Source organism: Janthinobacterium sp. GW823-FHT06H09, assembly GCF_058794735.1.
Genome location: NZ_JBXAHC010000004.1, coordinates 208,041 through 228,082, shown reverse-complemented (window position 1 = coordinate 228,082; position 20,042 = coordinate 208,041). Strand labels below are relative to the sequence as shown.

Genomic DNA, 20,042 nt, shown 5'->3' with positions numbered 1-20,042 from the left:
CAAATTAAAACCAGTTGGAGTCTACGGTGATTAGTTTTAAAATGCAACCACTCAATCAAGGAGAGACTCCGTGGCCAAGCGCAAGAGCCTGAAAACCGACCCCTGTCCCGTGGCGCGCGCGCTCGACGCGATCGGCGAACGCTGGTCGCTCTTGATCGTGCGCGACGCCTTCGACGGCATGCGCCGGTTCGGGGAGTTCCAGAAAAGCCTGGGCGTGGCAAAGAACATCCTGGCCGACCGCCTGCATACCCTGGTGGAAGAGGGCATCTTTACGGTCGCGCCCGCCTCGGACGGCACGGCCTACCAGGAATATGTGCTCACACCCAAGGGGCTGGCCCTGTTTCCCGTCGTCGTCGGCTTGCGCCAGTGGAGCGAGGCGCAATTGTTCGACCCTGGCGAGGCCCATTCCACCCTGCTGCAGCGCGGTTCAGGCTTGCCCGTGCGCCGCATCGACGTGCTGGCCGAGGATGGCCGCGTTCTGCACGCGGGCGATACCGTCGTGCAGAAGGTAGGGTCGCCATGAGCCGCACGGTGGCCGTCATCGGCGGCGGCATCACGGGCGTCACCACGGCGTACGCGCTGGCGAAACGGGGCGTCGCTGTCACCTTGATCGAGCGCCACCGCTATGCCGCCATGGAAACGTCGTATGCGAATGGCGGGCAATTGTCGGCCTCGCACGCGGAAGTGTGGAACCACAAGGCGACGATATGGAACGCGCTGAAATGGATGACGCGGCGCGATGCGCCGCTGCTGCTCAATCCGACTCCCGGCTGGCACAAGCTGAGCTGGTTTGCGGAATTTCTAGCCGCCATGCCGGATTACGAGCGCAACACCATCGCCACGGCGCGCATGGCGATTGCCGCGCGCGCACATCTGTTTGCCTGGGCGGAAGAAGAAAAGATAGCTTTCGATCACCGCCGCGCCGGCATCCTGCATGTGTACCGCGACCGGCGCGGCTTCGAGCGGGCGGCCGGCGTGTCGCGCCTGCTGGCGCAGGCAGGCCTGGAGCGGCGCGCCGTGAGCTTGCTGGAAATGCGCGCCATCGAACCTGCCCTGCACGGCGATTTTTACGGCGGCTACTACACGGACAGCGATTCCACGGGCGACATCCACAAATTCACCAGCGGCCTGGCCGATGCCTGCGCCCGCCTGGGAGTGGCCTGCCGCTATGGTGCACAGGTCACCGCGCTGGCGCGCGAGCACGGCAAGGTGCGTGTCTCCATGGGCGAAGACAGCGCCGTGTTCGACGCCGTCGTCATCTGCGCGGGCACGGCCAGCCGCGCCATGGCGGCCATGCTGGGCGACCACGTGAATGTGTATCCGGTGAAAGGCTATTCGATTACCGTGCAGCTCGATGACGCCGCCAGCCGCGCCGCGGCGCCGTGCATCAGCCTGCTCGACGATGCGACCAAGCTGGTCAGCAGCCGCCTGGGCGAGGACCGGCTCAGAGTGGCGGGTACGGCGGAATTCAATGGCGTTAATTACGACATCCGCGCCGACCGCATCCGCCCGCTATTGGAATGGGTCGAGCAGTGCTTTCCCGGTGTGAATACGCGCAAGGTCGTGCCGTGGGCGGGCTTGCGCCCCATGCTGCCGGCCATGCTGCCGAAAGTGGGGCCAGGCAAGGCACCGGGCGTGTATTACAACACGGGCCACGGCCACCTGGGCTGGACCCTGGCGGCCGCGACGGCGGAGATGGTGGCAGAGGCGGTCGCGCCTAGTTCTTCGGCAGCAGATCGCTGAGCGCGGCGCGGCCCTTGACGGTGAGGAAGGGGCCGACCTTGCTGTAGGGCAGTAAAAAATCGTTTTCGCAGCCGCTGCCGTTCGAGTCTTCCCAGAACGATACGCCTTCCGGCTTCAAGGACAGGTGGAAGCGGCCGTGGCCGTCGTAATCCGTGCCCTTACATTCGGCGTCGATTGTCACACCCTTGAACAGGGCCTGGCGCAATCGGTCCGGCAGTTCGGCCTTGTCGTCGCCATCGCTGGCGCTGGCGCCAAACCAGTTCCACACGTCCGTTTCCTGGCCCGTCTTCACGTCCCAGGTGCGAAACTTGATGGAGATGCCATTGGCGCCATAGCCGGCCGCCCAGCGGTAGAATTTGATCGTCACCCAGCGCGGCGACCAGTAGGTGGGCTCGGCATACACTTCGTCTTCCGTCGTGAAGCCGCTGCGGCCCAGGTATTCGCGGCGCGTGGCATAAAAGTCTTCCAGGTCTTTCTTGTTCTTCGCCAGCACGGCGCGCAGCTGCGTATTGATTTTCGCGATGCCGTCGCCGGGCGCCATCAATTCCACGGTGATGGTGTCGCCCACTTGCAGGTTGCGGTATTGCTTGCCTTCGAAGGCGATGGCTTTGCTGACCTTGGTGTTGGGAAAGTCTTCCAGCGCCAGGTTGTAGGCGTCGCTGGCGCAGGATGGATGCTCGCGGTCGCCCGCCGCTTCCAGCAGGGTCAAGGCCAAGGGCAGGGTCTTGCCGCTTTTCGGATCGGTCCAGGTGCCGGTGAGCTTGCCGCCTTGCGGCGCACCCAGGCGCCACGTGCCCGTGGTGTCACCCTTGGCGTCGGACTCGCTCCAGTCGCTCTTGCCGTTCGCCATGGACAGCATGATCGGTGTCTTGTAGCGCGTGTAGTAGTAATTGCCGCTGCGGTCAGATCCTTGCGTGGGACTGGGCTGGTTGAAGCAGGCGACGATACTGGCCTTGCCCAGAGTGCCTTGCCACACCCCTTGCACGGGCGGCTCGGCCGCCATGGCGGAATTCAGGGCGGGCAGGGTCAGACATATCAACAAAAAGCGGCGCATCGGATTTTCCTGTGATTGGCGATGGCCGATTCTACATGGCCACCGCCTGGAAATGCCGCACGCCAACTTTTACGCTTGTTTTTCCTGCGCCACCACGGCCATTGCCGCGCCCAGGTATTGCACCATGGCCCCGTCGACGAAGCTGCCTTCCATCAGACGCGGTTCCTGCTGGTGCGCCTGGCGGAATTTCAGCTGCGTGGCCGGGTTCGTGCCCGCATACGAACGGAACAGGTCCAGCCACTGCCGTGCCAGCTGCAGCACGGCCGGGTCGGTGGGCGGCGTGCGCGCATCGATGGCGGCGCGCACGGCGGCGATCAGGGCCGGCCACTCGCCCGAGCGCTTGCCGTAGTTGGCGAGTAAATACGCATATTCCTGCTCATCGAGGAAAGGCTTGTACAGCGCCATGCGCGAGGCGTTGAAGGCGGCGAGGATGAACTGCATCAGTTCCGCATCGATGCTGGTCGTGGCCTGCATTGATGGCTCCTGCGCATGCATGTCGTTCAGGCGCGCGAACAGGCCAGGGTGGGCGCCCGTGTCGCGCACCAGCTTGACCATCCATTCCGTGGCCAGCGCCTGTGCTCGCGCGTCGCCGGGGCCGGCGCCCGTGGCCTGCAGTGCGCGCACTCTGGCCACCAGCGCCTTCCATTCCTGTTCCACGGCCGTATCGGACAGCAGCGGCAATTGCTGCAGTTCTTCTTGGGTAAAGTATTTGTCGTACATCGTCATCAACTCCATAGTGGTAAGCCACTCGGCCAGTTCCGGCGCCTGTCCCTGCGCCAGTTGCGCCTGCAGGGTGCGCAGGCGCTCGCGCAGGGTGGAAGCTTGCGCGATCTGGCGCTCCAGCATGGCGATTTGCCGTGCCACGATGGAATGCAAAGGCAGGTCCGGGCCGGCGAGGGCGTTGGCGATATCGGCCAGCGAAAGCCCGAACTTGCGCAGCGCCATGATCCGGTGCAACCGGTCCATGTCGCTGTGCTGGTACAGGCGGTAGCCGGCTTGCGTGCGCGCCGAAGGCGAGAGCAGGCCGATGCTGTCGTAATGGTGCAGGGTGCGGATGGTCAGGCCCGTGAGCCTGGCCAGTTCACCGATTTTCAGCAGCATCGCCTTCTCCTTGTCTTCATTGCGTATCGCCACGATCACGCCTGACGCAACGTCAGGGTCAAGCAGGAATGTAGCAGAGGGCCCAAAAAAATCGGAAAAAGAATCCGTTGACCTTCATTTTTTTGTACGGTATATTTATAAAACCGAATGACGGCAGCAGCTAAAGTATGAGGTTCGGGTCAGGCGGCATGACGGCATGATCGTTGTGCAGCGCAGCAAGACGCACCACTGGCAGGGCTGGAAAGACAATCCGCGCAGACGGATTTTTTTCACAGTTGGTTTGTACGTTAAATATAATATGCCGCCGGCAAGATCCGGACGGTGAGAGAGACGACCATGATGAAAAGCATCGTTTGCGATACGCCCGGCAGTTTGCGCATGGAGCAGCGTCCCGTGCCCGTGCCCGCCGAGGGCGAAGTGCTGCTGCGCATACGCCGCGTCGGCATCTGCGGCACCGACATGCACATCTTCCGCGGCACCCAGCCTTTCCTCAGCTATCCGCGCGTGATGGGCCATGAATTGTCCGGCCATATCCACAGCGCACCGGCCGGCTCGCGCCTGGCCGTGGGCGACCAGGTCTACGTGATGCCCTACCTGTCCTGCGGTACTTGCGTGGCCTGCCGCCAGGGCAAGACCAACTGCTGCACTCGCATCGAAGTGCTGGGCGTGCACCGCGACGGCGGCATGACCGAATATCTGGCGCTGCCCGAGCGCTTCGTCTTCAAGACGGAAGGCGTCTCGCTCGACGACGCGGCCATGATCGAATTTCTCGCCATCGGCGCGCATGCCGTCAAGCGCGGCGCGGTCGATGCGGCCAAGCGCGTGCTGGTGGTGGGCGCCGGCCCGATCGGCATGGCCGTGATGCTGTTCGCGTCGTTGAAAGGCGCCGACGTGACGGTGCTCGACGGCCGCGCCGACCGCCTGCAGTTTTGCCGCGAGGCGCTGGGCATCGCCCGCACGGTGCAGCTGGGCGACGGCGACAAGGAGCAGCTGTCGGACGCCACAGGCGGCGAATTCTTCGACGTGGTGTTTGACGCCACCGGCAATATCGCCGCCATGGAGCGTGGCCTGGAGTTCGTCGCCCATGGCGGCTCCTATGTGCTGGTATCGATCGTGCGCGACCGCTTGTCCTTTTCCGACCCTGAATTCCACAAGCGCGAAACGACCTTGCTGGGCAGCCGCAATGCCACCGTCGACGATTTCGAGGACGTGGTGGCGGCCATGAAGGCGGGGAAAGTACCCACCGCGCTGCTCAATACCCACCGCACCACGCTCGACGAATTTACGGGCGTGCTCGATCGCTGGATGCAGCCCGAGGCGGGCGTCATCAAGGCCATCGTCGAGGTCTGAGATGAGCGATCTCAACCCCATACTTCAATTTGGCACCAGCCGCTTCCTGCAGGCGCACGCCGACCTGTTCGTCAGCGAAGCGGCCAGCCTCGGCGAGGCGCTGGGCCGTATCACCATCGTGCAAACGACCGGCAGCGCGCAGGGCGCGGCGAGGGTGGCGGCGTTTCGCCGGCCCGGCGGCTATCCCGTGCGCATCCGCGGCTGGCAGGACGGCGCGCAAGTCGATGAAGAGCGCCGCGCCCACGCCGTCACGCAGGCGTGGCAAGCGGGCAGCGACTGGCGGCAGGTACGCGATGCGGCCGTGGCCGCGCGCGTGATCTTGTCGAATACGGGCGACACGGGCTATCAGTTGGACGAATCCGACCACGCCGGCATGCTCGACGGCGATACCGTCCCCGCCAGCTTTCCCGCCAAGCTGCTGGTGCTGCTGCACGGGCGCTTCCTGGCCGGCGCCGCGCCCCTCTCGATTTTTCCGTGCGAACTGGTGGCCGACAACGGCACGGTGCTGCGCCAGGTGATCGTGGCATTGGCGCGGCAGTGGCGCTGCGATGCCGCGTTCATCGCCTACCTGGAAACGGGCTGCCTGTGGATCAATTCCCTCGTCGACCGCATCGTTTCCGAGCCGATCGAACCGATAGGCGCCGTGGCCGAACCCTATGCGCTGTGGGCCATCGAGGCGCAGGAAGGCATGCTGCTGCCGTGCCGCCACCCGCAAGTGGTGCTCACAAACAGCCTGCGCGACTATGAACAGCGCAAGCTGTTTTTGCTGAACCTCGGTCACACCTATCTGGCGCAGCTGTGGATGGAGCGGGGCAGCCCGGCCGGCATGACGGTGCGCGAGGCGATGGACGATGGCGCCATGCGCGCCGCGCTGGAAGCCCTGTGGCAGGAGGAAGTGCTGCCCGTATTTGCCGCCATGGGGCCGCGGCACGGCGACGCCGCGCAGGCCTATGTGGCGCAGGTCAGGGAACGCTTTTGCAATCCCTTCCTCGCGCACCGCCTGGCCGACATCGCCCAGCACCACGCCGGCAAGATCGCGCGCCGCGTGGCGCCCGTGGCGGCGCTGGCGCGGCAGCTCTGTCCCGCGCTGGGGCAGCCGCGCCTGCGCGCCATGCTGGCGCCGGGAGCGCAGCCATGAACGCCCCCGCCCCCGCAGTTGTTTCCTTTTCTGCATGCCGATCCAATCCGATATCGACTAAAATGGCCCACTCATCCACTTTCCCTTTCGCTGGCATAGCGCGTTCATTCATCCATGTCCAAACCCGCCACCGTCTTCAAGCGCAGTACCAATCTGCTGTTGCAATTTCTCGCCGAGAATGTCGCAGTGGGCGAGACGCTGCCGACGGAGCAGTTCCTGACCACGATTTGCCAGGGCAGCCGCACGGCGGTCCGCAGCGCGATCGCGTATCTGTCGACGCGGCGGCTGATCGCCAGCCCGGCGGACCGGCGCCTGCTGCGCAAACCCATACCGGGCGACTACTTCGATATCTCCGAATTGCAGTCGGGGGCCGAGCGCATCCAGCAAGTGCTGATGGAGCGCGTGTACCAGCGCGACATGCCGCCCGGCGCGGAATTTTCGGAAGCGGAGCTGGCGCGCGAGGCGGGCGCCAGTACCGTCAGCGTGCGCGAATTTCTGATCGGCTTTTCGCGCTTCGGCCTGATCGAAAAGAAGCCGCGCGGCGGCTGGCGCCTGTGCGCGTTCGATCGCTCCTTCGCCACCGAACTGGCGGACATGCGGCGCATGTTCGAGATGGCGGCCGTGGAGCAGTTTGCGCACTTGCCGCATGGCGACCCGGCGTATGCGGAACTGGCGCGGCTGATCAAACAGCACGAGAAGCTGGCGGCCAGGATAGACACGCGCCACAACGCCTTTCCGGCGCTGGACCGCGAGTTCCACACCTTTTTGATTGGCCTCTTGAACAACCGCTTCGCGCAGGGCTTCTACGATATCGTCTCGTTTGTCTTCCACTATCACTACCAGTGGGACAAGGGCGAGGAAAAGGGCCGCAACCAGTACGCGGTGCAGGAGCACCTGGCGATCCTGCATGCGCTGGCGGAGCACGACATACCGAAGGCGCTCGAGTGCATGCGTTCGCACCTCGATTCCTCGCGCCGCACCATGCTGTCCTCGATAGGCACGCGCGAAAAACTGAGCCAGCCAGGCGCCTAACCGTCTTTGCCGGGGAGGGTGCGCCATGAGCCTCGCTTCCCGGCCTGCCAGCCTGCTCCTGATGTCGCCCGAGGATAACTGCCTGATCGCCAGGACAGCATTGGCTAGCGGCGACGTCGTCGCCATCGACGGCCTGCCCGTCACCCTGGCGCAAGACATCCAGATCGGCCACAAGGTGGCGCGCTGCGCGCTGGCCGTGGGCGACAAGGTGCTGCGCTACGGCGCCCTGATCGGCAGCATCACGGCTCCCGTCGCCATCGGCGAACATATCCACACGCACAACCTGGCAAGCGACTACATCCCCACGTTTACCCTGGGCCAGGACGGCCACCATTTCCTGCACAAGGACGACCAAGCATGAACGCTCCCGTAACGACACCCGCCCTGTCGGGCTACCTGCGCGCCGATGGCCGCAAGGGCATCCGCAATATCGTGGTGGTGGCCTATATGGTCGAATGCGCGCACCACGTGGCGCGCCTGATGGTCAACGCCTTTCCCGGCCAGCCCGTGCACCTGATCGGCTTTACGGGCTGCTTCCCCAACGAATACGCGGACCAGGTGATGCGCCGCCTGCTGACGCACCCGAACGTGGGCGCCGTGCTGCTGGTGTCGCTGGGCTGCGAAGGCTTCAACAAATATGGCCTGTCCAGCGCCGTGGCCGACAGCGACCGCCCCGTGCACACGATCACCATCCAGGAAAACAGCGGCACGCGCCCCAGCGTGAGCAGCGGCGTCGAATGGATAGGCTGGGCTTTGGAACACCTGGCGCGGCAGGAGCGCGTGCCGATGGGGATCGAGGAACTGGTCGTCGCGACCATCTGCGGCGGCTCCGACAGCACCAGCGGCATCAGTGCCAACCCGGCCGTCGGCGTCGCCTTCGACACGCTGATCGCGGCCGGCAGCCCCTGCATCTTCGAGGAGACGGGCGAACTGGTGGGCTGCGAATACCACATGCAGCGGCGCGCCGTCAGCCCGGACCTGGGCAACGCCATCGTCGACACCGTGGCCAAGGCCGCGCGCTACTACACTATCATGGGCCATGGCAGCTTCTCGCCGGGGAACGCCGATGGCGGCCTGACCACGCAGGAAGAAAAGTCGCTTGGCGCCTACGCCAAGAGCGGTTCCTCGCCCATCGTCGGCATTCTGAAGCCGGGCGACCAGCCGGCCGGCGGCGGCCTGTACCTGCTCGACGTGGTACCGGACGGCGAGCCGCGCTTCGGTTTCCCGAACGTGTCGGACAACGCGGAAATCGTCGAGCTCATTTCCTGCGGCGCCCACATCACCTTGTTCACGACCGGACGCGGCTCCGTGGTGGGCTCGGCGATTTCGCCCGTCATCAAGGTGTGCGCCAATCCGCAAACCTTCGAGCGCCTGGCCGACGACATGGATATCAACGCCGGCAAGATCCTCACGGGCGCGGCCACCTTGGAAGAAGTGGGCGCCGAGATCGTCGCCGCCGTGCTGAACGTGGCCAACGGAGAACTGAGCCGCTCGGAAGACCTGGGCCACCAGGAGTTCGTGCTGACCTATAAACAATTCGACGCGGTGGGGCCAGGCTGCTTCCCCTTGCGCGCTGCTTGAGGACCGGGTTCATGGATGTCACACAATTGCGCAGCTTGCCGCGTGGCGGCCTCTCGCTGCCCTGCATCGGCATGGGCTGCGCGCCGCTCGGCGGTTTGTACCAGCCGGTCAGCGACGCGCAGGTGCGCGCCACCCTCGATGGCGCCTGGGACGCGGGCGTGCGCTTCTTCGACACGGCGCCGTTCTATGGTTATACCCAGTCCGAACACCGTCTCGGCGCGGCGCTGCGCGAGCGGCCCCGCAACGAGTTCGTGATCAGCACCAAGGTGGGACGGCTGATGCGGCCCGACCCCTGCGTGCGTCCCGGCGACGACGGCTTTGCCGCGCCGCTGCCGTTCCGCCCCCATTACGACTACACGTATGACGGCGTGCTGCGTTCGCACGACGACAGCCTGCAGCGATTGGGGCTCGAGCGCATCGATATCCTGTTCGTGCACGATATCGGCACGGCCACGCATGGCGAACACGAGCAGCAATACTGGCGCCAGCTGACCGAGGGTGGGGGCTTTCGCGCGCTGGACCAGCTGCGCGCCGGCGGCCAGGTGAAGGCCGTGGGCCTCGGCGTCAACGAATGCGAGATCGTGCTGCGGGCGATGGCGGAATTCGACCTCGATTGCACCCTGCTGGCCGGCCGTTACACCTTGCTGGAACAGGCTTCACTGTCGCCATTGCTGGACCTGTGCGTGGAACGCGGCAACGCCATCGTGATCGGCGGCCCGTTCAACTCGGGCGTGCTGGCAGGGAACGGCAAATTCAATTATGCCGATGCGCCGGAGGCCATACTCAAGCGCGTGGCGCAGCTCGACGCCATCTGCCGCGCATTCAACGTGCCGCTGCAGGCCGCCGCCCTGCAGTTTCCGCTCGCCCATCCGGCCGTCGTTTCCTGCATCCCGGGCGGCCAGGACCTGGCGCAGCTGCGGCAAAACCTCGACTGGTTCGCCACGCCCTTGCCGGACGCCTTGTGGACGGCCTTGCAGGAAGCTGGCCTGATCGATGCGCGCGCACCGGTGCCCAAGGGAGCCGCATGATGCGCATCGACGCCCACCAGCACTTCTGGCAACTGGCCGCGCGCGCCGGCAACTGGCCGCCGCCATCCTTGGCCGCCATCCACCGCGATTTTGCGCCCGCCGACCTGGCGCCGCTGCTGGCCGAACATGGCATCGCTGGAACGGTGCTGGTGCAGTCGCTGCCGTCGTCCGCCGATACCGATTACCTGCTGGCGCTGGCGGAAAAGACCAGCTTTATCCGTGCCGTCGTGGGGTGGACCGATTTGCAGGCCAAAGACGCACCGGCGGCGATTGCCCGCCTGGCGTCGCACGGCAAGCTCAAAGGCCTGCGCCCGATGCTGCAGGACCTCGACGACGATCAGTGGATCGCCAACCCGGCGCTGAGGCCAGCGTTGACGGCCATGGCGGCACACGGCTTGCGCTTTGACGCGCTGGTGCTGCCGCGCCACTTGCCCGCGCTGCTGCAATGCGCGCGCGATTTTCCAGCGCTCCCCATCGTGATCGACCATGCGGCCAAGCCGCCGATTGCCGACGCAGCCTTTGGTCACTGGCGCGAAGACATGGCGCAGCTGGCCGCGCTGCCGAACGTGCACTGCAAGCTGTCCGGGCTGGTGACGGAAGCGCGGCCCGGCTGGCGCGTCGACGATTTGCAGCCGTATGTGGCGCATGTGCTGGACGTGTTCGGCCCCCGGCGCGTGATCTGGGGCAGCGACTGGCCGGTAGTCGACCTGGCCGGCGGTTATGCGGCCTGGCTGCTGGCGAGCGAAGCGCTGCTGTCGCATCTCGATCAGCAGGACAGGGACGATATTTTCGGCCTTAATGCATGCCGCTTTTATGGGCTTAAATGAGGTGGCTGGCTTGTCGGCTTACGCCGTTCCGGCTAAGCCGACCTACGAAACACCTCGATGCCAACTGTAGGTTGGCTTAGCCGGTACGGCGTAAGCCAACAAAAAGGAGCTGAAATGCAAAGAATGGGCATGGTCATCGGCATCGCGCCGGACCGCATCGCGGAATACAAGACCCTGCACGCCGCCGTCTGGCCGCAGGTGCTGGCCAGACTGACGGCGGCGCATGTCGGCAATTATTCGATCTTCTTGCGCGAACCGGAAAACCTATTGTTCGGTTACTGGGAATACCACGGCGAGGATTTTGAAGCCGACATGGCGGCCATCGCCGACGACCCGGAAACGCAGCGCTGGTGGACCTTTTGCGCCCCCTGCCAGCAGCCGCTGGCCTCGCGCGCCGAGGGCGAGCACTGGGCGATGATGGAGCAGGTTTTTTACCTTGCTTAGCAAGAATCCGGGGTCAGACCCGCCGGGTCTGACCCCAGCACTTAAGGTGTTGGGTTAAAAAAATAAAAGGAGACAACATGACCGCCAGACTACAAGGAAAAATCGCCCTGCTCACCGCCGCCGGCCAGGGCATCGGCCGGGCCACGGCCGAAGCGTTCGTGCGCGAAGGCGCGACCGTGATCGCCACCGATATCAACCAGGCCCAGCTTGACGCGCTGAAGGAAGTGACGGGCTGCGCCATCCGCCTGCTCGACGTGACCGATGGCGCGGCGATCACCGCGCTGGCCGGCGAGATCGGCCCCGTCGATATCCTGTTCAACTGCGCCGGCTTCGTCGATGGCGGCACCATCCTCGATTGCGACGATGCTGCCTGGGACCGTTCCTTCGACATCAACGCCCGTTCCATGTACCGGCTGATGCGCGCCGTGCTGCCCGGGATGCTGGCCAGGGGCGCCGGCTCCATCGTCAATATGTCGTCGGTGGCGTCGAGCGTGAAGGGCGCGCCGAACCGCTTTATCTACGGCACCTCGAAGGCGGCCGTGGTGGGCATGACCAAGTCGGTGGCCGCCGATTTCGTCACGCGCGGCATCCGCTGCAATGCGATCTGCCCCGGCACCATCGAGTCGCCCTCGCTGAAGGAACGCATTGCCGCGCAGGCGGCAGCGACGGGCGCGAGCGTCGATGAAGTGCAAGCCGCTTTCGTGGCGCGCCAGCCGATGGGACGAGTGGGCAGGGCAGAGGAAATCGCCGCCCTGGCCGTGTATCTGGCTTCCGACGAATCCGCCTTTACCACCGGTATGACTCACGTCATTGATGGCGGCTGGTCCAACTGATTACTACAACGAGAGAACCACATGAAACTGATGCGTTATGGCGCCAAGGGCGCTGAAAAACCTGCCTTGATCGATGCTGAAGGCGCCGTGCGCGACCTGTCCGGCGTGCTGCCCGATATTACGGCCGCGACCCTGGGCAAGGTTGGCCTGGCGACCCTGGCCGCCGTCGATATCGCCAGCCTGCCCGTGGTGGCCAATCCTGGCCGCATCGCGCCGCCTTGGCAGGGCGTGGGCAAGTTTTTATGCGTGGGCCTGAACTATGCCGACCATGCGGCTGAATCGGGCATGGCCGTGCCGGCTGAGCCGGTGCTGTTCATGAAGGCCACCAGCGCCATCATCGGCGCCAACGATGCCGTCGTGATGCCGCAGGACTCGCAGAAAAGCGACTGGGAAGTGGAGCTGGGCGTGGTAATCGGCACCACCGCGCGCTATGTGAGCGAAGCGGAAGCGCTGTCGCACGTGGCTGGCTACTGCGTGGTGAACGATTTGTCCGAACGCGAATACCAATTGGAGCGCGGCGGCCAGTGGGACAAGGGCAAGGGCTGCGATACCTTCGGCCCGATCGGCCCCTGGCTGGTGACCGCCGATGAAGTAGCGGACCCGCAAAACCTTGGCCTGTGGCTGGAAGTGAACGGCAAGCGCGTCCAGGACGGCAATACCCAAACGATGGTCTTCGGCGTGGCGAATCTGGTCAGCTATATCAGCCGCTTCATGACCTTGTACCCGGGCGACATCATCAGCACCGGCACGCCACCGGGCGTGGGCATGGGGCAGAAACCGTCGGCCGTGTATTTGAAACCGGGCGACACCATGCGCCTGGGGATCAACGGTCTCGGTGAGCAGAACCAGACCGTGCATGCCTGGAATCCGCAACTGATCGACAGTTAAACGAGTAGCAGACCGGCGTGCCGTCAAGGTGCTCAGACATCGGCGCGCCGGCCTATGGCAGTGGAGTGGAGGAGACACACCATGAATCAATCCGAAGAGATACTGGCCTTGAACAAGGTCAGCAAGCGCTTTCCCGGCGTGCTGGCCCTGGACAACGTCAGTTTCAGCCTGCGCAAGGGTGAGGCGCATGCGCTGTGCGGCGAAAACGGCGCCGGCAAGTCCACCCTGATGAAGGTGATGAGCGGTGTGTACCAGGCCGACGAGGGGGAACTGGTCTACAAGGGCAAGGTGTGCAGCTTTGCCAGCAGCGTGGATGCGGAGGCGGCCGGCATCGCCATCATCCACCAGGAACTGAACCTGATCCCGCACCTGAGCGTGGCGGAGAATATTTTCCTCGCGCGCGAACCGGTACGCGGCATTTTCATCGACCGCAAGAAGATGCGCGCCGATGCGCAGGCGCTGCTGGACCGTTTAAAACTGCGCATCGACCCGCGCCAGCTGGTGAAAAACCTGTCCTGCGCCCAGCAGCAGATGGTGGAAATCGCCAAGGCGCTGTCGCTCAATACGGAAGTGCTGATCATGGACGAGCCCACGTCCTCGCTGACGGAAAGCGAGACGGGCCAGCTGTTCGACATCATCAATGAACTCAAGCGCAACGGCGTGAGCGTGGTCTACATCTCGCACCGGCTGGAAGAAATGCAGCACATCATCGACAGGGTGACGGTGCTGCGCGATGGCAAATTCGTCTGCACCGACGATTTTGCCGCTACCACCCTGGACGCCATCGTGGCCAGGATGGTGGGCCGCACCCTCGATGAAAAATTTCCCGACCGCGTCTCGATGCCGACGGCTGAAGTGCTGCTGCGCGTGAGCGATTTGCACCGCAAGGATGTCTTCGGCCCGCTGAGCTTTGATTTGCGGCGCGGCGAGATCCTCGGCTTTTCCGGCCTGATGGGCGCGGGCCGCACGGAAGTGGCGCGCGCCATCTTCGGCGCCGACCCGCTCACCAGCGGCGCCATCCACCTGGGCGACGTGGCGGTGACGATCACCAGTCCCATCGACGCCATCGGGCACGGCATCGCCTACCTGTCGGAAGACCGCAAGAGCCACGGCCTGGCGGTGCGCATGTCGGTGGCGGCCAACCTGACCCTGACAAATGTATCAGCGCTGGCCAACCGATTCGGCTTCATCGATTTTGCCAGGGAAGAGGCGGTGGCGCAGCAGTACATCGCGGCGCTGGGCATCAAGACGCCGACCTCAAAACAGGTCGCGCGCAACCTCTCGGGCGGCAACCAGCAAAAAATCGTCATCAGCAAATGGCTGTACCGCGAATCGAAAATCATCTTCTTCGACGAACCCACGCGCGGCATCGACGTGGGGGCCAAGTTCGCCATCTACCAGCTGCTCGACAAGCTCGCGTCGGAAGGCATCGGCGTGGTGCTGATCACGTCCGAGCTGCCCGAGATCATGGGCATGACGGACCGCGTGGCCGTGTTCCATGAAGGGCGCATCAGCGGCATCGTCAATACGCGCGAGTCGTCGCAGGAAGAGATCATGCAGCTGGCGTCGGGGCGCGTCGTCGCTCCAATCCCTGGCCAGGCGGCAGTCCACTAAAAACAGAAAGCTTAAAAAAATGAACAAAGAACTGATCCAAAAATTCGCCGCGCTGGGCAGCCTGTCGCTGTTGCTGCTGGTGTTTTCCCTGACCAGCAACGCCTTTTTCTCCGTCAGCAACGGCATGAGCGTGGCCTTGCAAGTGACGTCGATCGCCTACCTGGGCATAGCCGCCACCTGCGTCATCATCACGGGCGGCATCGACCTCAGTTCCGGCTCCGTGCTGGCGCTGGCCGGCGTGGCCGCCGCGCTGCTGGTGAAAAGCGGCGTGCCCGTGCCGGCCGCCATGCTGGGCGGCGTCGTGGTGGGCGCCATGTGCGGCGCCGTCAACGGCTTTTGCATCACGCAGCTGAAACTGCCGCCCTTCATCGCCACGCTCGGCATGATGCTGATCGCACGGGGCCTGGCGCTGCAGGTGACGGGCGCGCGCGCCATTTCCGGTCTGGGCGAGTCGTTCGGCGAACTGGGCAATGGCGTGCTGTGGCGCATCGAGCGCGACACGGGCGGCACCTTTCCCGAAGTCGTCTTTCCTGGCATTCCGTATCCCGTGGTGCTGATGGTGGTGATCGCCGTGGCCGTGTCCATCATGCTCAGCCGCACCACCTTCGGCCGGCATATCTACGCCGTCGGCTCGAATGCGGAAGCGGCGCGCCTGTCGGGCGTGAAGGTGGGCCGCGTGACCCTGCTGGTGTACACCCTGTCCGGCGCCCTGTCGGGCCTGACGGGTTGCGTGCTGATGTCGCGCCTGGTGACGGCGCAGCCGAACGAGGGCGTGATGTATGAACTCGATGCGATCGCCAGCGCCGTGATCGGCGGCGCCTCGCTGATCGGCGGCATCGGCACCATTTCCGGCACCGTCATCGGTTCCTTCGTCATCGGCATCCTGCGCAACGGCTTGAACATGAACGGGGTATCGAGCTTTATTCAGCAAATCATTATCGGACTGGTCATCCTGCTGACCGTCTGGATCGATCAGAAGCGCAACCGCGCCTGAAGCAGCAAGCAGCACGCCATGAAGTCAATCCACCAAATCTATAATTAAATGAGGACGACAATGAACACCTTCAAAGCCTTCAACACCGTCTTGCTCGGTCTGTTGACCGCAGCCTCTGCCCTGAGCGCCAGCGCTGCCTTCGCCGCCCCGGGCGAGATCGCCGTGATCGTCAAGACGACCAATTCCAACTACTGGCAAAACGTCAGGAAGGGCGCGACGGCCAGCGCCGCCGATGCCAAGGGCTACAGCCTGACCTTCCAGGGACCGGCCTCGGAATCGGCCATCGCCGACCAGGTCAGCATGGTGGAAAACGCCGTCACGCGCAAGGTGGCCGGCATCGTGCTGGCCGCGTCGGACCCGGACGCGCTGGTGCCGGCCCTGAAGAAGGCGTGGGAAGCGAAGATTCCCGTGGTGCTGATCGATTCGCTGGTGGCCGACAGCGGCAAGCGCTATTACCAGTCCTTCCTGTCGACCGACAATGAAGCGGCCGGCGAGCAAAGCGCCAAGGCCCTCATTTCGCAGGTCGGCAAGACGGGCAAGATCGCCGTGATGTCGTACGTGGCGGGCGCCGGTTCCGAGACGGGCAGGGTGGGCGGCTTCAAGCGCTATATCGAAAAGAACTCGCAGCTGCAGATCGTCGGCACGTATTACTCGCAGTCGCAGATGGCCACGGCGCTGAACCAGACGACCGACGTGCTGGCCTCGAATCCGGACTTGAAGGGCATCTTCGGCGCCAACGAGCCGACGGCCGTGGGCATGGGCCGCGCCATCGCCCAGGCGGGCAAGGCCGGCAAGGTGATCGCCGTGGGCTTCGACGGCAATGAAGACCTGAAAAACTTCGTCAAGGACGGCACCCTGTATGCGACCGCCGTGCAGGGTTCGTATTCGATGGGCGCGCTGGGCGTGAAAACCCTGGTCAGCCTGATCGAGGGCAAGAAGGTCGCGCCGTTCGTCAACACGGGCGTGGTGATCGTCACCAAGGCCAATGTCGATCTGCCGGAAGCGAAGAACGTTTTATATTGAGCCTCAGCCGATCTTCAGGCGCTGCTTCAATTCCTTGAGCAATCGTGGCATGGCGGGACCACGTCGGCTTGCTATTTGGTTCGTCGGCTTACGCCGTTCCGGCTAAGCCGACCTACCGGGCCTGCGCGTGCATCGCGTGGAACGTAGGTCGGCTTGGCGCGCAAGCGCGTAAGCCGACATCGCGTCATGCGCTGCCAGCACCACGTGGCTTGCTATTCGGCCTTGCGGCGCTCCTGCGCCCGCTGCCATTCGAGGCCCGGGCGGTCGACGCGGAATTGCAGCAGGCGGCCCTGCACCACTTCCGTGACGTAGGCCGTGCGGCCATCGGGGCCGCCGAAGGTGATGTTGCTGGGCTTGGCGCCGGGCACGCTGATCTCGCGCAGGATGCGCCCTTGCGGCGACAATTTCACCACCGTGCCCTTGCCGTAGCGCGTCACGTACAGGTTGCCGTCGACGTCCACGCGCATGCCGTCCATGCCGAAATCGTCGAACTTGATCAGCAATCGCTTGCCGCTCAGGCTGCCGTCCGCGGCGATGTCGTACATCCAGATATTGCGCTGCACGCTTTCATTCACGTACAGAATCTTGCCGTCGGGGCTGACCTCGATGCCGTTGGCCGTGCCCATCGTGTCGAGCGCCAGCGTGACCGTGCCGTCGGCCGCGATGCGCCATACGCGGCCCGTGTTTTCTTTCCAGTTCGGATCGCTCGCATACAGCACGTCGTCGGCCGTGATGGCGATGTCGTTCGGCTGCGTCATGCGCGGCTCGCGCGCGTGGATGGTCAGCGCGCGCGTGGCCGGGTCGACCAGGTAAATCGTGTGTTCCATATAGTCGGCCAAATACATCTGGCCGCGGCTGCCGAAGCGGATGCCGTTGGCGATGCTGGTGCCGGGCAGGGTCAGGTACACCTCGCCAGTGCCGCCGGGGCTGACCTTGCCGATGGTTTGCTGGCGCGCAAAGTTGACGGCATAGATATTGCCATCGGCATCGACGGCCGGGCCTTCGATACCCTTGGTAAAGGAATGCGCGGGCGTGAAAGTGGTGGCGAGGAACAGTGCCTCGTGCGCGGGCTGGCTGGCGCAGGCGGACAGGCTGGCCAGCGCTGCGGCCAGCACGGCGGCGCGCAGCGACGGCAGGGCGGTTCGGAAATCGGGCATCATTGTTCTCTTGTAGCAAAGGTGGCGTATGTTACCCGACGCGCGCCAGCCGGAGCGCCATGCTACGCCGCACCTCAGGCGGCCACGACGACGAGGTCGGGGAAGTCGTCCTGCCAGCCTCCCCACTCGTCTTGCAGATGGGCGTGCATGCCGGCGCGCTCCTGCGCTTGCTCAAAGGTATCCGCGCTGGCCAGCAGGAAGCGGGCGATGGCGCGCAGGGTGGCCGGATCGGCCTGGATGGTCACGTCGGAACAGGGCAGCGGACGTTCGGCGGCCTCGTCTTGCAGGTAGCAGTGCAGCGATAAATGTGGGGTCATGGATGTCAATGGTCGATGAGGGCGCCCAGTATGGCGTGCGCGAGCAGCCCGGCGCGCGCGGCCGCTTGTTCCCTGAGCGAGTGGCCAACGCGCATGATGCCATGCGCGGGACCCGGCGGCTAGCGCACACGCGAAGTCGCGCAAGGTGAACGAGCAGCAATTGACGCCGGACGGTCGGAATAGAAAAAGATGCACGACAGGACGGCGCAATGGCCGGCTTGAGGCGTATGATGGAAATACGGATGTGGTTGCCGCAAGGCAGTGCGACGGGCATGGACCGCACATCTTGCAAGTTTTTTTCGTGTTTTTGGCAGCAATGACAACGAGGAGGCATCATGGACAAACCCGAATTCATCCTGGCCGCGAAAGCCATGGAAACGCTGGAGATGTATCAGACCTTCTATGGCCATTCGCAGGAATACCAGGCGCACCAGCAGGAGGTATTGAAACTGCTGCGCCACAAGGGCGCATCGCTGCTGGTGTCGGAACATGGCCCGGCGAAGTTCCTGCTGGCCTTTGCCGATGCGCTGGAAGCGGCCAGCTTGCCGGGCGAGTATGTGCCGCTCAGCCGCAGGTGAGGCGAGCCTGTCCCGGTGGGATGTCGTCTACGGGGGACGGGCTTAGCCGCCGTTCGCTCCCTCGTTCAGCCACACTCTGGGCAGGCGCACGGTAAATACCGTGCCGGATTCCAGGCTCGACTCGGCGCCGATGGTGCCGCCGTGTGCGCTGGCGATTTCACGCGCGATAAACAGACCCAGGCCGATACTGGTGGCGTTGGGTGCCTTGTGATCGTCGGAAATGGCCAGCTGTACCAGGGGATCGAAAATGCTCTTCAGCGAGGCTTCCGGGATCTGGCGGCCGAAATTTTTCACCTGCACCACGGCCGTATCGGCATCGCCGCAGGCCGTGATGGTCACCGGCTGGTCGTCGCTGCGATATTGCGCGGCATTGTTGAGCAAATTCGAAAACAGCTGGGCCAGGCGGGCCGCATCGAAGTCGCCGATCATCTCGCCCGTGGTGCTCAGCTCGAATTTGCACTGCGGGTGGGCGGCCGAGGCATCTTCGACGGCCGTCTTGCAGATTTCCCCCAGATCGCCCAAGGTGGGTGAAATGGGCATGCGTCCCCCCAGCTGTGTCCTGGCGAATTCCAGCAGATCGTTCACCATGGTTGTCATGGTCGCTGCGCTGCGGGCGACCCGCGCACCGATCTGTACCGTGGAAGACGAGCTCGCGCTTGGCCTGCTCAGCAGCGCACCGGCCATCGTCATCGTGCTCAGCGGACTGCGCAGATCGTGGCTGAGGATGGCGAGAAAGGTATTGCGGGTCCGGTCGCTCTGCTGCGAATAGCGTATGGCCGATTCCTGCAGCGCCTGGTCTATCGCTTCATTGAAGCGCAAGATGTCTTGCGTCGCCGTTTTCGTCGTCACCGATACCTGTGCCATCCACAGGCGCAGGACGCTGGCCCGCATCGCGCGAAATTCCGCCGTCAGCTGCGGCAGCGTGAAGCCGATCTGCTGGCGCAGCGAGCCATGCGTGGCGGCTGCCGTCTCCTTGCCCGTGATTTCCGACACGCCCGTGGTCGATTTCTTTTTTCGCTGCGCCGCGCTTTCGATGACATCCATGTCGCGCACGATGGTTTCCAGCATCTGCTTCGCATGATCGCGCAATTCGGCCTTCGAGATGGCGGTGCCCGGAATAGGAAGCGACCTGGCGAAAAGTTCCCACTCTTCCAGGATCGGCTCCAGATGGCCGGTAATAAAGCGCGATAATTTCACTGTGGACCGATGCGTTGATGGAAGAGGAGCCAGTGTACGCTGTTGCGGTGAGGGATGGGGGATCGGGTTCTGCTCCGGGTGCCGTATGCAGGCAGAGCCGCTCAGGCGGAAGCATCCGGCTGGCTGTGCGCCGGTAGAATGAG

The 20,042-nt window shown here is 64.3% G+C and carries 21 protein-coding genes; 16 read left to right on the top strand and 5 right to left on the bottom strand.

What is annotated here, in order from left to right:
• The first annotated feature begins 70 nt into the window (after window positions 1-70).
• Both AC1Q6X_RS08105 and AC1Q6X_RS08100 read left to right on the top strand, forming a co-directional pair.
• Window positions 71-523, top strand: coding sequence for a winged helix-turn-helix transcriptional regulator (locus AC1Q6X_RS08105; RefSeq protein ID WP_492496314.1), 453 nt, complete (start codon window positions 71-73; stop codon window positions 521-523).
• Window positions 520-1,743: a D-amino acid dehydrogenase gene (locus AC1Q6X_RS08100; protein ID WP_492496312.1), complete on the top strand. Its 1,224-nt coding sequence runs from the start codon at window positions 520-522 to the stop codon at window positions 1,741-1,743. The genes AC1Q6X_RS08105 and AC1Q6X_RS08100 overlap by 4 nt, the downstream gene beginning before the upstream one ends.
• On the opposite strand, the gene AC1Q6X_RS08095 is transcribed toward AC1Q6X_RS08100, so the two are convergent.
• Both AC1Q6X_RS08095 and AC1Q6X_RS08090 read right to left on the bottom strand, forming a co-directional pair.
• Window positions 1,718-2,797, bottom strand: coding sequence for a hypothetical protein (locus AC1Q6X_RS08095; RefSeq protein WP_070221796.1), 1,080 nt, complete (start codon window positions 2,795-2,797; stop codon window positions 1,718-1,720). The two genes, AC1Q6X_RS08100 and AC1Q6X_RS08095, sit on opposite strands and share 26 nt — an antisense overlap.
• Before the next feature lie 69 nt (window positions 2,798-2,866).
• On the bottom strand, window positions 2,867-3,898 hold the full coding sequence (locus AC1Q6X_RS08090) for a MerR family transcriptional regulator (protein WP_492496536.1): 1,032 nt from the start codon (window positions 3,896-3,898) through the stop codon (window positions 2,867-2,869).
• A gap of 339 nt (window positions 3,899-4,237) precedes the next feature.
• Here AC1Q6X_RS08090 and AC1Q6X_RS08085 point away from each other — a divergent pair, with 339 nt between their 5' ends.
• The 13 genes from AC1Q6X_RS08085 (at window position 4,238) to AC1Q6X_RS08025 (ending at window position 16,650) form a co-directional block, all read left to right on the top strand.
• Window positions 4,238-5,248, top strand: a complete 1,011-nt coding sequence (locus AC1Q6X_RS08085; RefSeq protein ID WP_492496534.1) for a zinc-binding alcohol dehydrogenase family protein — start codon at window positions 4,238-4,240, stop codon at window positions 5,246-5,248.
• A 1-nt stretch (window position 5,249) separates the two neighbouring features.
• On the top strand, window positions 5,250-6,386 hold the full coding sequence (locus AC1Q6X_RS08080; RefSeq protein WP_492496310.1) for a mannitol dehydrogenase family protein: 1,137 nt from the start codon (window positions 5,250-5,252) through the stop codon (window positions 6,384-6,386).
• Between the two features lie 114 nt (window positions 6,387-6,500).
• Window positions 6,501-7,418: a GntR family transcriptional regulator gene (locus AC1Q6X_RS08075; RefSeq protein ID WP_070292091.1), complete on the top strand. Its 918-nt coding sequence runs from the start codon at window positions 6,501-6,503 to the stop codon at window positions 7,416-7,418.
• Window positions 7,419-7,443: 25 nt separating this feature from the next.
• Window positions 7,444-7,779: a UxaA family hydrolase gene (locus AC1Q6X_RS08070; protein WP_492496308.1), complete on the top strand. Its 336-nt coding sequence runs from the start codon at window positions 7,444-7,446 to the stop codon at window positions 7,777-7,779.
• Window positions 7,776-8,999, top strand: a complete 1,224-nt coding sequence (locus AC1Q6X_RS08065; RefSeq protein WP_492496306.1) for a UxaA family hydrolase — start codon at window positions 7,776-7,778, stop codon at window positions 8,997-8,999. The genes AC1Q6X_RS08070 and AC1Q6X_RS08065 overlap by 4 nt, the downstream gene beginning before the upstream one ends.
• Before the next feature lie 11 nt (window positions 9,000-9,010).
• Window positions 9,011-10,027, top strand: a complete 1,017-nt coding sequence (locus AC1Q6X_RS08060) for an aldo/keto reductase (protein ID WP_492496304.1) — start codon at window positions 9,011-9,013, stop codon at window positions 10,025-10,027.
• Window positions 10,024-10,854 (top strand): amidohydrolase family protein, encoded by an 831-nt coding sequence (locus tag AC1Q6X_RS08055; protein ID WP_492496302.1) that lies wholly within the window; start codon window positions 10,024-10,026, stop codon window positions 10,852-10,854. Before AC1Q6X_RS08060 ends, AC1Q6X_RS08055 begins: the two co-directional genes overlap by 4 nt.
• 114 nt (window positions 10,855-10,968) lie before the next feature.
• Entirely contained in the window at window positions 10,969-11,298 is a 330-nt protein-coding gene (locus tag AC1Q6X_RS08050) for an L-rhamnose mutarotase (RefSeq protein ID WP_492496300.1), read from the top strand.
• A 77-nt stretch (window positions 11,299-11,375) separates the two neighbouring features.
• Window positions 11,376-12,131, top strand: coding sequence for an SDR family oxidoreductase (locus tag AC1Q6X_RS08045; protein ID WP_492496299.1), 756 nt, complete (start codon window positions 11,376-11,378; stop codon window positions 12,129-12,131).
• 21 nt (window positions 12,132-12,152) lie between these two features.
• Entirely contained in the window at window positions 12,153-13,019 is an 867-nt protein-coding gene (locus AC1Q6X_RS08040; protein WP_492496297.1) for a fumarylacetoacetate hydrolase family protein, read from the top strand.
• Between the two features lie 81 nt (window positions 13,020-13,100).
• Window positions 13,101-14,633 (top strand): sugar ABC transporter ATP-binding protein, encoded by a 1,533-nt coding sequence (locus AC1Q6X_RS08035; RefSeq protein WP_492496295.1) that lies wholly within the window; start codon window positions 13,101-13,103, stop codon window positions 14,631-14,633.
• Between the two features lie 19 nt (window positions 14,634-14,652).
• The gene (locus tag AC1Q6X_RS08030; RefSeq protein WP_092714916.1) at window positions 14,653-15,627 is read left to right on the top strand and encodes an ABC transporter permease; all 975 of its coding nucleotides are present in this window, start codon (window positions 14,653-14,655) and stop codon (window positions 15,625-15,627) included.
• 60 nt (window positions 15,628-15,687) lie between these two features.
• Complete coding sequence (locus AC1Q6X_RS08025) at window positions 15,688-16,650, top strand: ABC transporter substrate-binding protein (RefSeq protein WP_070292077.1); 963 nt, start codon at window positions 15,688-15,690, stop codon at window positions 16,648-16,650.
• Window positions 16,651-16,862: 212 nt separating this feature from the next.
• Here the strand turns inward: AC1Q6X_RS08025 and AC1Q6X_RS08020 are convergent, their stop codons facing one another.
• The gene (locus tag AC1Q6X_RS08020; protein WP_492496292.1) at window positions 16,863-17,810 is read right to left on the bottom strand and encodes an SMP-30/gluconolactonase/LRE family protein; all 948 of its coding nucleotides are present in this window, start codon (window positions 17,808-17,810) and stop codon (window positions 16,863-16,865) included.
• Window positions 17,811-17,881: 71 nt separating this feature from the next.
• Window positions 17,882-18,124: an Imm32 family immunity protein gene (locus tag AC1Q6X_RS08015; RefSeq protein ID WP_492496290.1), complete on the bottom strand. Its 243-nt coding sequence runs from the start codon at window positions 18,122-18,124 to the stop codon at window positions 17,882-17,884.
• A 335-nt stretch (window positions 18,125-18,459) separates the two neighbouring features.
• Between AC1Q6X_RS08015 and AC1Q6X_RS08010 the strand changes: the two genes are divergently transcribed.
• A complete protein-coding gene (locus tag AC1Q6X_RS08010; protein ID WP_070221783.1) occupies window positions 18,460-18,702 on the top strand; it encodes a hypothetical protein in 243 nt (80 codons plus the stop codon).
• Between the two features lie 42 nt (window positions 18,703-18,744).
• On the opposite strand, the gene AC1Q6X_RS08005 is transcribed toward AC1Q6X_RS08010, so the two are convergent.
• The gene (locus tag AC1Q6X_RS08005; protein ID WP_492496287.1) at window positions 18,745-19,899 is read right to left on the bottom strand and encodes a sensor histidine kinase; all 1,155 of its coding nucleotides are present in this window, start codon (window positions 19,897-19,899) and stop codon (window positions 18,745-18,747) included.
• Window positions 19,900-20,042 lie beyond the last annotated feature (143 nt).

Coding starts and splice junctions, on each gene's coding strand:
- AC1Q6X_RS08025 (WP_070292077.1), top strand. CDS start 15,688: ATGAACACCTTCAAAGCCTTCAACACCGTCTTGCTCGGTCTGTTGACC.
- AC1Q6X_RS08070 (WP_492496308.1), top strand. CDS start 7,444: ATGAGCCTCGCTTCCCGGCCTGCCAGCCTGCTCCTGATGTCGCCCGAG.
- AC1Q6X_RS08020 (WP_492496292.1), bottom strand. CDS start 17,810: ATGATGCCCGATTTCCGAACCGCCCTGCCGTCGCTGCGCGCCGCCGTG.
- AC1Q6X_RS08010 (WP_070221783.1), top strand. CDS start 18,460: ATGGACAAACCCGAATTCATCCTGGCCGCGAAAGCCATGGAAACGCTG.
- AC1Q6X_RS08015 (WP_492496290.1), bottom strand. CDS start 18,124: ATGACCCCACATTTATCGCTGCACTGCTACCTGCAAGACGAGGCCGCC.
- AC1Q6X_RS08055 (WP_492496302.1), top strand. CDS start 10,024: ATGATGCGCATCGACGCCCACCAGCACTTCTGGCAACTGGCCGCGCGC.
- AC1Q6X_RS08030 (WP_092714916.1), top strand. CDS start 14,653: ATGAACAAAGAACTGATCCAAAAATTCGCCGCGCTGGGCAGCCTGTCG.
- AC1Q6X_RS08095 (WP_070221796.1), bottom strand. CDS start 2,797: ATGCGCCGCTTTTTGTTGATATGTCTGACCCTGCCCGCCCTGAATTCC.
- AC1Q6X_RS08075 (WP_070292091.1), top strand. CDS start 6,501: ATGTCCAAACCCGCCACCGTCTTCAAGCGCAGTACCAATCTGCTGTTG.
- AC1Q6X_RS08040 (WP_492496297.1), top strand. CDS start 12,153: ATGAAACTGATGCGTTATGGCGCCAAGGGCGCTGAAAAACCTGCCTTG.
- AC1Q6X_RS08080 (WP_492496310.1), top strand. CDS start 5,250: ATGAGCGATCTCAACCCCATACTTCAATTTGGCACCAGCCGCTTCCTG.
- AC1Q6X_RS08050 (WP_492496300.1), top strand. CDS start 10,969: ATGCAAAGAATGGGCATGGTCATCGGCATCGCGCCGGACCGCATCGCG.
- AC1Q6X_RS08100 (WP_492496312.1), top strand. CDS start 520: ATGAGCCGCACGGTGGCCGTCATCGGCGGCGGCATCACGGGCGTCACC.
- AC1Q6X_RS08045 (WP_492496299.1), top strand. CDS start 11,376: ATGACCGCCAGACTACAAGGAAAAATCGCCCTGCTCACCGCCGCCGGC.
- AC1Q6X_RS08035 (WP_492496295.1), top strand. CDS start 13,101: ATGAATCAATCCGAAGAGATACTGGCCTTGAACAAGGTCAGCAAGCGC.
- AC1Q6X_RS08060 (WP_492496304.1), top strand. CDS start 9,011: ATGGATGTCACACAATTGCGCAGCTTGCCGCGTGGCGGCCTCTCGCTG.
- AC1Q6X_RS08065 (WP_492496306.1), top strand. CDS start 7,776: ATGAACGCTCCCGTAACGACACCCGCCCTGTCGGGCTACCTGCGCGCC.
- AC1Q6X_RS08090 (WP_492496536.1), bottom strand. CDS start 3,898: ATGCTGCTGAAAATCGGTGAACTGGCCAGGCTCACGGGCCTGACCATC.
- AC1Q6X_RS08085 (WP_492496534.1), top strand. CDS start 4,238: ATGAAAAGCATCGTTTGCGATACGCCCGGCAGTTTGCGCATGGAGCAG.